The organism is Nocardia brasiliensis NBRC 14402 (assembly GCF_000308475.2).
GTDB lineage: Bacteria > Actinomycetota > Actinomycetes > Mycobacteriales > Mycobacteriaceae > Nocardia > Nocardia brasiliensis.
Genome location: NZ_BAFT02000013.1, coordinates 1 through 12,440, shown reverse-complemented (window position 1 = coordinate 12,440; position 12,440 = coordinate 1). Strand labels below are relative to the sequence as shown.

Here is a 12,440-nt window from a genome sequence, read left to right as displayed (position 1 = left end):
ACCCCCGCAAACCTCCGCGAGGCCAAGGCTCACGCCCGCCAGTCCAGCCCGCCCGAACCCCCGTCAAACCCGCAGGGATGCACCACGCCAACGCCGCAACCGCTCCCGTTCGCCCACACCCACCCCACGCTCCCGAACCCCTTCAAGCCCGCAGGGGTGCACCACAACCAAAGCCGACGACCCGCCGCAACACTTCATTCGTCCACCCCACCCCACCCGAACCCCACCACCCTTCAAGCACGCAGCCCGCAGGCTGCACCACCCTAAAGCCGACGACCCGCCGCAACCACTCCCGCGCCCACTCACCCCGTCACCCCCGGCGACCGCCCACCCCGAACGCCCAATCAACGCACCGCCGGAACACCTTGGGACAGCCCCACTCCCACCCCTCCCGCAACGGACAACGAATGCTCCGCAGGCGCCGGGGACATCTCCCCACCCCAATCCCCAGCCCGCAGATGGGCGAGGGTGATCAGCGCCGCCACCACCAATGCACTGAGCAACGCCGCGACGGCCAGGACCGCGAACCCGACCTGCGCCTGCTCGACCAGCTCACCGGGGTGCACACCACGGGCGCGGCGGACTGCGGAAGTCCTTGTGCCCCGGTCGTACACGACGACCCCGCCGCGGGGGCGCGCACTGGGCGGGCGGCGATCCACAACGGAACGTGTCGAGTCCAGCGCCCGGGTGCGCAGGGTGCCGCGATGCACCCTGGGCACCGTGGCGAAGGCCTGGTCGATCTCGTCCGCACCGACCTCGCGGCGCTCGAGGTCGTCGGCGACACGCAGCGCGACGCTCTTGCGTGTCGCGCCGATCTCCGTCTTGATATCGCTGATCGCAGTGCTCATCGGACAAACCTCCGTGGTGGGTGCTCCGTCTGTGGTCGAGCTGGTTCGGTCGAGCTGGACGCTTCGGTGGGGCTGTTTTTCGGTGCCGCTGATGGGTGCCATGTTCGATGCTGTTCGCTCAGGTGTTCGAAGAACTGATGTTCGATTTCTACCACGAGCCACCGACAAAGTCAGCAGAAACGCCCGACACTCCTCGAACAGATGTTTGAAACATGGGCCCGACCGGTCTAGATTCAAAAAGACGAAATTCTCGACAAGCCGAGCACGAGATTTGCCGGGCAGCGAATCCGCCCGGACACAGCACGGAAGGGCGGTTGCGGTGAGGCAGACAGACGACACGGGCGACGAGAGCGAAGGCGGCGCCGACTCGGCGATTTCCGGGGCGGATCTCACCGTGCGTCAGCGCAAAGTGCTGGAGGTGATCCGCTCCTCGGTGAGCGAGCGGGGTTACCCGCCGAGCATCCGGGAGATCGGTGACGCCGTGGGCCTCACCTCCACCTCCTCGGTCGCCCACCAGCTTCGAGCCTTGGAGCGCAAGGGATTCCTGCGGCGCGACCCGAATCGTCCACGCGCGGTCGATGTTCGCGGCTTGGACGAGGTGGGGCGCGCGGTCACCAGCCTGCATATCGCCCCGGTCGACGAAACCGACGGCGCCACCGCCGATTCCGGCAGGCCGACCCCGACCTTCGTGCCGGTGCTCGGCCGGATCGCCGCCGGTGGTCCGATCCTGGCCGAGCAGGCGGTGGAGGACGTGTTCCCGCTGCCCCGCGAATTGGTCGGCGAGGGTTCGCTGTTCCTGTTGAAGGTCGTCGGTCAGTCGATGATCGACGCCGCGATCTGCGACGGCGACTGGGTGGTGGTGCGCCAGCAGAACGTCGCCGACAACGGCGATATCGTCGCCGCCATGATCGACGGCGAGGCGACGGTGAAGACGTTCAAGCGCACCGGCAAGGACGTCTGGCTGATGCCGCACAACCCGGTGTTCGAACCGATCCCGGGCAACGACGCGCAGGTGCTCGGCAAGGTCGTCACGGTCATCCGCAAGATCTGAGCGCCCCCGACAGATGAACGGCCGCACGGCGATCCGTGCGGCCGTTCGCATGTCCGGCGCGTTCACAGCACATTGCCAGGATGCACCCAGGGTCCTCACCGCTGTGCCGGTCATGCTCCTGCGGTGACCGCGATCAGCGCCGCCCTGCCCCCTGCGACCGACTCGGCGACCCCCACCCCACCGGACACATTGCCACCGGCGCACCGCTGGGAGCGAGCCGGTCTGGCCGCGCTGCTGACCGGCACGGCGGCCGCCTACCTCTGGCACATCACCGTCAACGGCATGGGCAACAACTTCTACGCCGCCGCCACCTGGGCCGGTTCCCGGAACTGGGAGGCGCTGCTGTTCGGCTCGCTGGATCCCGGCAACTTCATCACCGTCGACAAACCGCCGGTGTCCCAATGGGTCATGGGACTGTCGGGTCAGCTGTTCGGTTTCAGCAGCGCGAGCATGCTCGTCCCCCAGGCGTTGATGGCCGTCGCGGCGGTGACCCTGCTGTACGCCGCGGTCACCCGCGCCACCGGTAGTCGCGGGGCGGGGTTGCTCGCGGGCGCCGTGCTCGCGGCAACGCCGGTGGTGGCGTTGATGTTCCGGTTCAACAACCCGGACGCGGTGATGGTGCTGCTGATGACCGCGGGCGCCTACTGCACGATCCGGGCGTTGCGCCACGCGAGCGTGCGGTGGCTGATCCTGGCGGGCGTCGCGCTGGGGTTCGCGTTCCTGGCGAAGATGCTCGAGGGGCTGATGGTGGTGCCCGCGCTCGGGCTCACCTATCTGATCGTCGCGCCGACCACACTGCGGAATCGGTTGTGGCACCTGGTCGACGCGACGGCCGCGCTGGTCGTCTCGTCCGGCTGGTATGTGGTGCTGACGCTGCTGTGGCCCGCCACGGCACGACCGTATCTGGCCGGGTCGACGAACAACACGTTCATGGATCTGGTGCTCGGCTACAACGGGTTCGCGCGGTTCCTCGGCCACAATCACCGGGGCGCCAACCCTTTCGAGCTGCCGCCTGGTTACGAGATGCCGCGGTCGGTGGGCACCGGTTTCGGCTTCGGCGGCGGATCGGGCCCGACCAGACTGTTCACCGGCGAGATCGGGTTCGAGATCTCCTGGCTGCTGCCCGCCGCGCTGCTGGCGTTCGGGCTCGTGCTGGTGTCGCGCCGGCGCGCGCCGCGGACCGACCCGGTGCGGGGCGCCGCACTGGTTTTCGGACTGTGGTTGCTCATCGACGGCATCGCGTTCAGCACCATGCAGGGCGGCATGCACGCGTACTACACACTCGCGATCGGGCCCGCCGTGGCCGGGATGTTCGCCCTCGGTGTGCACGAGGTGTGGCGGCAACGCACCGTGGTGTTCGGCCGGATCGGCGCTGCGGCGCTGATTTTCGCCACCGGCGGTTGGGCTTTCGTGCTGCTCGGCCGAAATGCCGAGTGGCTGCCGTGGTTGCGCTGGACGGTGCTCGCGATATCGTCGCTCGCCGCGCTCGGATTGCTCGCGAGCGTGTCCCCCGCCGTGTCACGGCGATTGCGCAACCGGGCGATTCCGGTGCTGGTTGTCGCCGGGGTGCTCGCCGGGCTCGGTGGCACCACCGCGTACGCCACGGCCACCCTGCCGCAGGAGCATGTCGGCGGCAGCCCGTCCGTCGGTCCGGCCAAGCCCGAAAAGCCCGGTCCGGCCAACCAGATCCGACGAACGGTCACCGCATTCGTCGACGGCGCCACCGAACCGCCGGTCGCCGCGCTGCTTCGCGACACCACTACGCCCTGGTCCGCGGCGGTGGACCGGTCCTCGGTCGCGGCGAGCCTCGAGCTGGCCAGTCACACCCCGGTCATCGCGATCGGCGGTTTCACCTCCGCCGACCCGGTGCCGAGCCTCGCCGATTTCGAAAACCTCGTCCGCACCCACCAGGTGACCTACTACCTCGCGCAGGAGGTGAAGCTGCCGGATGCGTGGAAGGTTCCCGACCAGCCGGGCGTCATCCCGAACGAGCCGCCCGCGAACAACGGCCTGTGGCGGCCCACCGGCCACAAAGACATCGCCGACTGGGTCGCCGCCCACTACACCGCCGTGCACTACGGCAATGTCGCCGTCTACGACCTCACCCGCCCGAAGTCCTGACGGATGCCGCACCCGAGGGGATCGTGCCGCCATCGCGACGTGCCGGTGCGGAATCCGAACGCCCCGCGCAGGTTTCGGCTGTCGTCGGCACCAGCGACAGCGACGGTTACGCTGGGTGGGTTATGACGACAAATCATGACCAAGCCGCGGCTGTACACGCCGAATTCAGCCGATACATCGACCGCTGGGTCGAATTGTTCAATGCCCGCGATATCGCGGGACTCGCCGACCTGTACGAGCCGGCCGGGATCGTGGTCCCCAGCCCCGGACATCCGATCTCCGGCGCGGGACTGTCCGCGGCGCTGACCCAATTCGCCGAAACGACGACGTCGATGAAAGCCACACTGCGCCAGGCATATCAGGCCGACGACATCGCCCTGCTCCTGATCGACTGGACCATGGAGGTTTCCGCGCCCGACGGTCAGCCGGTCACCCGGCACGGCACCGCCACCGATGTCGCGCGGCGTGGCGCCGACGGCCGCTGGCGCTACCTCATCGACAACCCCTCCGGCACCGCGGACCCGGCAGCGCAGTAGCGGGCGCGGCACACCGACGACCTCCCCGCCTCCGCCGGGGCTGGTCGTTGGTGGCCACGGCTCGAACACGACGATCACGTCGGTAGGCGTCCGGCGAGCGGACCAGCTAACTCGATAGCTATGGGATTGCCGATACTCGAAATCCAGTTGCCGATCAGCCGACTGGTCCCCGCACCGCGCAGGCCCGGGACATGGTCAGGTGGGGTGATCTGTTCGGGTGGCGCGGATTCCGGCGACGATCACGGTCCACGGTCGAGAAGCCCGCGTCTTCCAGGGTGTGCAACGTCAATTCCACTGTGCGCCACATTGCTTCGTCGTTGATGTAGGTGCCCGCGAGCACCTTCGCACCGTCCCGGTAGCGCAGCATCGACCGGCGCAGCCGATCGGCGAGCCGCATCACCCACTCGTCCCAGTCCTCACCCCCGGCGCGGCGCTTCCAGCCCTTCGATGGCGGCGACGAAGACGTTGCGCGCCATGGCGTCGAGCAGTTCGCGCTTGTTTGCGACATGCCAGTACAGCGCCGGCGCTTGTACGTCCAGCGCGGCCGCCACTTTCCGCATGGTCAGTCCATCCAGGCCGACCTCGTCGAGGAGATCGAGCGCAGCCTGGGCGATGACCACCTCGATCATGGAAACGACCGAGGTGGTCATCGCCGGTGCCGGACCGACCGGCCTGATGCTGGCTTGCGAGCTACGGCTGGCGGGCATCGACGTGCTGCTGCTCGACGGCCTGCCCGCGCGCACCGGCGAGGCGCGGGCCGGTGGCGTGCACGCCCGCACGATGAACGCGGGCCACTTCGGCGCCCTCCCGTTGGACTTTCGCGATTTCGACACCCGCTATCCGTACATGCTCGCCGTGTTGCAATCGGTGATCGAACGCGAACTCGACCAGCGGGCAACGGAATCGGGCGCGCCGGTGCACTGGGCGTCCCCCGTCGCCGGTTTCACCCAGGACGCGCACGGCATCGAGATCGAAGTCGACGAGCCACGGCCACACCGCATCCGCGCCGACTACCTGGTCGGCTGCGACGGCGGGCGCAGCGCGGTGCGCAAGCCGGCGGGCATCGGCTTTCCGGGCGCCGAGGCCACCATGACCGGCATGCTCGCCGATGTGGAACTCGCCGATCCACCGCCGGATCCGTTCTTCGGACGCCGCGGCGGAGCGGGCGATTTCTCGGCGGTGCAGTTTCAGCCCGGCTGGTACCGCCTCGTCGTGCGGCGACACGACCTGGTGCTGGATCGGGGCGCGACAGTGACTTTCGAGCAGTTCCGCGACCACTACCGGGAGATCGCGAGCACCGACTTCGGGATGCACAGCCCCCGCTGGGTGGCGCATTGCGGCGATGCCGCGCGACAGGCGCAGCGCTACCGCCCCGGCCGGGTGTTCCTCGCGGGCGATGCCGCCCGCATCCACTACCCCGCCGACGGCCAGGGCTTGAACCTCGGCGTGCAGGCCGCGGTGAATCTCGGCTGGAAGCTGGCGATCACCTTGCGCGGCAACGCTTCCGGTGCAGTGCTGGACAGCTACGAAACCGAACGCCTGCCGGTCGGCGCGCGAGTCCTGCACAACACCAGGGCACAGACGACCCCGCAGCGGTCCGGTACATACGTCGACGCCCTACGCGGCATCCTCGGCGATCTGATCGATGCGGACGTCGTCGGGCACCGGCTCGGGCTGATGATCACCGCGCTCGATATCCGCCACGACACCAAGGGAACTCACCCACTGGCCGGACGCCGAATGCCCGATCTCGACCTGGACGGTGGGACCCGAGTCAACCAGCTGCTGCGATCGGGGCGCCCGATGCTGCTGTGCCGCAACAACAACGGAACCCCCTCAGGTGCCCGGCGAAGTGGACGTCGCGCCCGCCGACACACCGGCCGCGTGGCGAGTACCCGGCGTCGGCGAAATCCCTGCTGCCGACGCCGTTCTCCTGCGCCCCGACGGCTATGTCGCTTGCGTCGGCGAAGGATGCGACGGCGCCCCGACCCAAGTCCTGACCACTTGGGGCTCGGCATCGTGACCGCCGCACCCGTCGCGCGAACGCCAGTGCCGCGGACGCGTCTCGACTAGGTCTGGTCGTCGACGGCCGCGCCGGGCGCGTTCTTCTGCACCGACTCGATGCCGTTGCGGGCCGCGGCCTTGCTCTCGTAGGCCTGGCTCGCGGCGATGACCTCACCGTTGGCAGCTTTGAGCCGCCAACGGGTCTTCGCGGCTTTGTCCGTGAACAGTTCGAATTTCGCGGCCATGACTACCGCTTCCTTTCCACTGGACAACAGGTGTCCCTTAGGGAGTAACCGCTCGGTATCAATTCAATCGCAGGCTTCTGACCAGGCAGGATGCACTTGTTTCGGAATTCCCCAGTTGTCGCCAGTCGAGATTGCGGTGCGGGTTGTGGTTCTACTTGCAGGACACACCCGATGCTCATTCGTGCGTGAAAGGTCCACTTGATGCGCAGAATCGCACATCTCACCCTGGGTCTACTGGTCGCTGCGGGCAGTCTGGTCGTCATGCCGGACGCCCTGGCGGACGCGGACTCCGGGCAGCTGGCGGACATCAGCGGCGTCACCGACGACGGCCCCACCACCACTGTGAAATCCGGCGCCGCCGCGGTGCGGGTGAGTTTCCCGCAGGCCGGCGCCGTGCGCGTGCAACTGGCGCCCGACGGGAAATTCACCGATCCGGCCGGCGACAAGATCGTCCTGCCGAGCAAGACCCCACCCGCGATCCCGAAACGCAAAGACAAAGGCGACTATTGGGCCCTGTCGACCGGCGAGGTCACGCTGCGCGCGTACAAGCATCCGCTGCGTTTCGCGTTGTACGACGGCGCCGACACCGCGCAGATCTGGGCCGAGAAGTCGCCGCTGTCCTGGAAGGGCGACACCACCACGCAGAGCCTCAGTCGCGGACAGCAGGAACAGTTCTTCGGCGGCGGCGAGCAGAACGGGCGATTCAGCCACCGGGATCAGACGATCAAGATCTTCGCCGACGACAACTGGAACGACGGCGGCGCACCGAATTCGCAGCCGTTCTACCTGTCCAGCAACGAATACGGCGTGCTGCGCAACACTTTCGCACCCGGCAGCTACACCTTCGGCGATACCGTGCGGACCACGCACGACGAGCGGCGATTCGATGCGATCTATGTCGTCGGCAAGGGCCCGAAAGGGGTGATCTCCGCCTACACCGGACTGGTCGGGCGGCCCTTCCTGCCGCCGATCTACGGACTGGAGATGGGCGACTCGGACTGCTACCTGCACAACGCGAACCGGGGCGAGCGGCACACCCTCGACGCGGTCGCCATCGCCGAGGGCTACACCAAGAACGAGATGCCCAACGGCTGGATGCTGGTCAACGACGGCTACGGCTGTGGCTACGAGAATCTGCAGCAGGTCGGCGAAGGGCTGCGCAAGAACAACATGCAGCTCGGCCTGTGGACCGAGAACGGCCTGCCGCATCAGGCCGAGGAGGTCAAAGCCGGTGTGCGAGTGCGCAAACTGGACGTCGCCTGGGTTGGACCCGGCTACCAGTTCGCTCTCGACGGATGCGACAAGGCACACAAGGGGTATCGAGGAGAACAGCGACGCCCGCGGTTTCGTGTGGACGCCGGTGAGCTGGGCGGGCGCGCAACGCTGCGCGGTGCTGTGGAGCGGGGACCAAGCCGGTTCCTACGACTACATCCGCTGGCAGATACCGACTTACGCGGGCGCGACGATGTCGGGTATCGCGTACAACACCGGCGACGTCGACGGCATCTTCGGCGGCAGCCCGCAGACCTACACCCGGGATCTGCAGTGGAAAGCGTTCCTGCCCACCATCATGTCGATGGACGGGTGGGCGCCCAAGGACAAGCAGCCGTGGCGCTACGGCGAGCCGTACACCGCGATCAACCGGAAGTACTTGCAGCTCAAGGAAAGACTGCTGCCCTACACCTATTCCTATGCGGTCGAGGCGAATCGCACCGGCGTCGGCCAGGTGCGCCCGCTCGCACTGGAGTACCCGAACGACCCGAACACCTGGGGCGACCAGGCGCGTTACGAGTTCCTCTCCGGCAAGGACTTTCTCGTCGCGCCGATGTATCGCGACGGCGAGGTGCGCGACGGCATCTATCTGCCGGAGGGCACCTGGGTCGACTACTGGACCGGGCGCACCTGGCAGGGGCCGACCACGGTGAACGGGTATCGCGCGCCGCTGGACACCCTGCCGCTGTTCGTCCGCGCGGGCGCAGTGGTGCCGATGTGGGCGCAGGGCACCAAATCCTGGCAGACCCGCGACCGCGGGGTGCTCGATCTGGACATCTACCCGAAGGGGGCAGGCAGCTTCACGCTGACCGAAGACGACGGTGTGACAAGGGATTACCGGTCCGGCGCGCAGGCCACCCAGCAGTTCGGCGTGCGCGCACCCGATGCCGGGACCGGCACCGTCGAGGTGGCGATCGGCGCGACGACCGGGTCCTACCGGGACCAGCCCGCGCAACGCCGCTACCAGCTCGCGGTGCACACCGCCGCCGCACCGGCCGCGGTGCAGACCTCGACCGGTGCGCTGAACCGCTGCGCCGATCGCGCAGAGCTGGACCGCGCGGACAGCGGCTGGTGGTTCGACCCGAACGATCGCGGCGGCGTGGTGCACGTGAAGACCGCGCCGATCGCCGCGCAGGACAGCCGGACCGTGACTTTGGCCGGCACCAAGGCGGTGGGCGGATAGCCCGTTGCCGCATCAGGAAAGGAAACACGATGAGAAAGTTCTGCCACGGCGCCGCGGGCGCCCGCCGCTCCGGCGTAGCCGGCTGTGGCGCGCACTCCGCGGCGCAGCCACCCGCAGACCGGCGGTGCACCGCTTGCGGCTCGCGAATTCAATTGCGGCCGAGCGCCTTCCGCAGCTCCCCAGTCTCGCTGGGGAGCTCGGGCAGAGCACTACCGTGTCATGCTGCAACGGGACGTCCGGACACCGACGGAAGATCGTCGGGCTGTCACTGAGATATCGACCCGCACAACTGTTCTCGGCTCCAGCTCAGCTCCGACCCGACGGGCCGCCGCGCGGCAAGTGAACGGGAATGCCGATGTCGCGGCCCGCCGCCGCGTCGGTGACATCAGAGCTGACACCCCGCAGGTTCTCCCCGTCGGTGCGTGTCTGTGCCTCGCCGCTCGACCGCTGCGCGAGGTAGCCCCAATTCCGCCTCACCTCAGGGAGGAACCCCATGCGGTTGGCAAAATTCCCCTGGCTCGCGGCCTCCGTCGCGGCCATTCTGATCGGCGTCTCGACGATCCTGGTGACCCTCACCAGCGCGACGCCGACGCTCACGGCCAGCACCGGCCCGTCCACCGGGGGCGCCAAGATCGCCTACTTCAACCAGTGGTCGATCTATCAGAATGCCTTCTACCCCAAGCACGTCGACCGGTCGGGGATGGCAGGCAAGCTCGACTACATCATGTACGCGTTCGCCAACATCCACCCCACCGACCTGACCTGTTTCGAGGCCAACAAGGCCGCGGACCAGAACGAGAACAACCCGAATGCCGGTGACGGGGCGGGTGATTCGTACGCCGACTACGGCAAGACGTTCGACGCGGCCAGCAGCGTCGACGGCACCGCCGACAAATGGGACGACCCGATCGTCGGCAACTTCAAGCAGTTGAAGCAGCTCAAGGCCAAGCACCCGAATCTCAAGGTGCTGCTGTCCATCGGCGGCTGGACCTACTCGAAGTTCTTCTCCGACGTGGCCGCGACCGATGCCGCGCGCAAGAAGTTCGCCGCGTCCTGCATCGACATGTTCATCAAGGGCAACCTGCCCAAGCAGAACGGCTACGGCGGGCCCGGCACGGGTAAAGGCATCTTCGACGGCCTCGACCTGGACTGGGAGTATCCCGGCGGCGGTGGCCATCTCGGCAATCACGCGTCCCCGAACGACCGCGCCAACTTCACCTTGCTGACGGCCGAATTGCGTAAACAACTGGACGCGCAGGGCACAGCCGACGGCAAGCGTTACGCGCTGACCGCCGCGGTGGCGGCCGGTCAGGACAAGATCCGTCACTACGACACCGCCAACCTCGGCAAGTATCTCGACCTGGTCAACCTCATGACCTACGACATGCACGGCGCGTGGGATGCGAAGGGGCCGACCAACTTCCAGGATCCCATCTACAGCAGGCCGGACGATCCGATGAATCCGGTCCCGCCGGGCAACGGGAAGTACAACATCGATGCGGCGGTCACCGCGTGGACCACGGGTGACAATTCCTACGGCATCCCGGGCGGCTTTCCGGCGAACAAGCTGACCGTCGGTTTCCCGTTCTACTACCGCGGTTGGACCGGCGTACCGGCGGGCAGCGAACACGGTCTGTTCCAGCCCGCGACGGGGCCCGCGCCCGGCGCACCGATGTCGGGCAACGTACCCGGCATCCGGATGTACAAGGAGCTGAACGGAGTCGTCGACAACCCGTCGCGCACGTTCTACGACACCACCGCTCAGGCCGCCTACTTCTACGACGGCACGAACTGGTGGGGCGGTGACTCACCGCAATCCATCAAGGCCAAAGTGGATTACATGCACTGCAAGGGCCTCGGCGGCGCGATGATGTACTCGCTGGAGAACCTGGATCCGGCGGCGACGCTGTTCAACCACGTCATCAATGGGGTCAACAGTTCGCCCGCGAACTGCAACCCGCCGACGACCACCCCGCCCACCACGACGCCGACTTCGCCCACCACCTCACCGACGACCACACCCCCGACGACCACGCCGACCTCGACCACGACCACCCCGCCCAGCACGACCCCGCCCGCGGGTTCCGGGGTGGTCAACGGTGATTTCGAGAGCGGCGCGTTGTCCCCGTGGTCATGTGCGGGCACGCTCGGCTCGATCGTGAGCACCCCGGTGCACGGCGGTAAGAACGCGTTGGGCGGCACGCCGACCGACAGCGACAACGCCCAGTGCTCGCAGACGGTCGCCGTCGAACCGGGCCGCACCTACACGCTGGCGGCGTGGGTGAACGGCAACTACGTCTACCTCGGCGCCTCCGGCACGGGCACGAGCGACGCGTCCACCTGGGCACCCAGCACCGGCGGTAACTACCAGCAGCTGTCCACCCAGTTCACCACCGGCGCCTCGACCAAGAGCGTCACGATCTGGCTGCACGGCTGGTACGGGCAAGGGAACTACAGCGCGGACGATGTCACGCTGAAGTAGTAAGCGCGGCAACGGAAGTGGGCCTCGCGGCCGCGAGGCCCACTTTCGTGCGTCAGGGGGCTGCCAGCGCCCGGTCGACGAGCGCGGCGAGTACCGGGGTGAGCGCCTTCGCGTAGGTGACGGTCAGGTGGTTGTCGTCGCGATAGATCAGCGCGTTGCCGGTGATGAGCGGGCAGCGCTGCGCGGTACAGAACAGCTCGGTCAGGTCGGCATACTGCCCGACGCCCGCCACGGTCGCCGTGCGCTCGGCCGCGATGCCCGCGTCGTTCACTGCGACCGGCCGCGCCGGGGCACAGGCCACGGCGTCGTCGAGATGGCCGGACAGGCAGGCCGGGGCATTGCTGTGCGGATCCGGAACCGGGCCCAGCACGAGCACGCTCGCTCCGGTCGCGCGCAGCTGTGCGGTCAAGCGGGTCAGGCTGCCGAGCCAGGCCTGGTCGTAGGTGGTGAAGCCGAAGTCACCGCCGTAGCGGCGCGACATGCTCACCACGATCAAGCGCGGACGCTCGGCGCGCAGCCTGGCCATGATCTGGCCGCGCCACCGCACGCATTCGGTGTACTCCCGACCCAGGTACGGGCTGGTGATGGGCAGTTCGAGCAGCGGGCAGGTGACCTTGCTCATCGTCTCCAGCCGCAGTGTCGCTGCTCGGCAACTTGTTCGAAGGCCGGACTCCACATGGCGGCGTGTGAATCGCCGA

Annotated in this window: 10 protein-coding genes and 2 pseudogenes; 7 read left to right on the top strand and 5 right to left on the bottom strand. The window is 67.8% G+C overall.

Going from position 1 to position 12,440, the window contains the following annotated elements:
• Window positions 1–344: 344 nt before the first annotated feature.
• Window positions 345–848: a hypothetical protein gene (locus TY25_RS02200; protein ID WP_146153913.1), complete on the bottom strand. Its 504-nt coding sequence runs from the start codon at window positions 846–848 to the stop codon at window positions 345–347.
• 373 nt (window positions 849–1,221) lie between these two features.
• Here TY25_RS02200 and lexA point away from each other — a divergent pair, with 373 nt between their 5' ends.
• From lexA to TY25_RS02185, 3 genes are all read left to right on the top strand, one after another.
• On the top strand, window positions 1,222–1,899 hold the full coding sequence (gene lexA, locus TY25_RS02195; protein WP_042253714.1) for a transcriptional repressor LexA: 678 nt from the start codon (window positions 1,222–1,224) through the stop codon (window positions 1,897–1,899).
• A gap of 123 nt (window positions 1,900–2,022) precedes the next feature.
• Window positions 2,023–4,020, top strand: coding sequence for an ArnT family glycosyltransferase (locus TY25_RS02190; RefSeq protein WP_042253708.1), 1,998 nt, complete (start codon window positions 2,023–2,025; stop codon window positions 4,018–4,020).
• 122 nt (window positions 4,021–4,142) lie between these two features.
• The gene (locus TY25_RS02185; protein ID WP_042253707.1) at window positions 4,143–4,556 is read left to right on the top strand and encodes a YybH family protein; all 414 of its coding nucleotides are present in this window, start codon (window positions 4,143–4,145) and stop codon (window positions 4,554–4,556) included.
• 154 nt (window positions 4,557–4,710) lie between these two features.
• Here TY25_RS02185 and TY25_RS43575 read toward each other — a convergent pair whose 3' ends face one another.
• Both TY25_RS43575 and TY25_RS43570 read right to left on the bottom strand, forming a co-directional pair.
• Complete coding sequence (locus TY25_RS43575; RefSeq protein WP_052382745.1) at window positions 4,711–4,953, bottom strand: TetR/AcrR family transcriptional regulator C-terminal domain-containing protein; 243 nt, start codon at window positions 4,951–4,953, stop codon at window positions 4,711–4,713.
• A gap of 19 nt (window positions 4,954–4,972) precedes the next feature.
• A complete protein-coding gene (locus TY25_RS43570; RefSeq protein ID WP_052382744.1) occupies window positions 4,973–5,185 on the bottom strand; it encodes a TetR family transcriptional regulator in 213 nt (70 codons plus the stop codon).
• On the opposite strand from TY25_RS43570, the gene TY25_RS44740 reads away from it, so the two are divergent.
• Window positions 5,184–6,629 carry an FAD-dependent monooxygenase gene (locus TY25_RS44740; protein ID WP_236639083.1) on the top strand — a complete coding sequence of 482 codons (1,446 nt, stop codon included), beginning with the start codon at window positions 5,184–5,186 and terminating at the stop codon, window positions 6,627–6,629. The two genes, TY25_RS43570 and TY25_RS44740, sit on opposite strands and share 2 nt — an antisense overlap.
• Here the strand turns inward: TY25_RS44740 and TY25_RS02170 are convergent.
• Window positions 6,626–6,805, bottom strand: coding sequence for a YegP family protein (locus TY25_RS02170; protein ID WP_014986775.1), 180 nt, complete (start codon window positions 6,803–6,805; stop codon window positions 6,626–6,628). The genes TY25_RS44740 and TY25_RS02170 overlap by 4 nt on opposite strands.
• 201 nt (window positions 6,806–7,006) lie before the next feature.
• On the opposite strand from TY25_RS02170, the pseudogene TY25_RS43565 reads away from it, so the two are divergent.
• The 3 genes and pseudogenes from TY25_RS43565 to TY25_RS02155 form a co-directional block, all read left to right on the top strand.
• Window positions 7,007–7,582 (top strand): annotated as a pseudogene (locus TY25_RS43565) (TIM-barrel domain-containing protein); the annotation flags it as partial.
• Between the two features lie 583 nt (window positions 7,583–8,165).
• Window positions 8,166–9,260 (top strand): glycoside hydrolase family 31 protein, encoded by a 1,095-nt coding sequence (locus TY25_RS43560; protein ID WP_201773622.1) that lies wholly within the window; start codon window positions 8,166–8,168, stop codon window positions 9,258–9,260.
• A 493-nt stretch (window positions 9,261–9,753) separates the two neighbouring features.
• Window positions 9,754–11,742 (top strand): glycosyl hydrolase family 18 protein, encoded by a 1,989-nt coding sequence (locus TY25_RS02155; protein ID WP_042253701.1) that lies wholly within the window; start codon window positions 9,754–9,756, stop codon window positions 11,740–11,742.
• Window positions 11,743–11,794: 52 nt separating this feature from the next.
• On the opposite strand, the pseudogene TY25_RS02150 reads toward TY25_RS02155, so the two are convergent.
• Window positions 11,795–12,440, bottom strand: a pseudogene (locus TY25_RS02150) (SGNH hydrolase domain-containing protein); the annotation flags it as partial.

Bases quoted from the DNA above. Each gene is read 5' to 3' on its own strand.
- TY25_RS02200 (WP_146153913.1), bottom strand. From the start codon at position 848: ATGAGCACTGCGATCAGCGATATCAAGACGGAGATCGGCGCGACACGC.
- TY25_RS02185 (WP_042253707.1), top strand. From the start codon at position 4,143: ATGACGACAAATCATGACCAAGCCGCGGCTGTACACGCCGAATTCAGC.
- TY25_RS43575 (WP_052382745.1), bottom strand. From the start codon at position 4,953: ATGCGGCTCGCCGATCGGCTGCGCCGGTCGATGCTGCGCTACCGGGAC.
- TY25_RS44740 (WP_236639083.1), top strand. From the start codon at position 5,184: ATGGAAACGACCGAGGTGGTCATCGCCGGTGCCGGACCGACCGGCCTG.
- TY25_RS43570 (WP_052382744.1), bottom strand. From the start codon at position 5,185: ATGATCGAGGTGGTCATCGCCCAGGCTGCGCTCGATCTCCTCGACGAG.
- TY25_RS02170 (WP_014986775.1), bottom strand. From the start codon at position 6,805: ATGGCCGCGAAATTCGAACTGTTCACGGACAAAGCCGCGAAGACCCGT.
- TY25_RS02155 (WP_042253701.1), top strand. From the start codon at position 9,754: ATGCGGTTGGCAAAATTCCCCTGGCTCGCGGCCTCCGTCGCGGCCATT.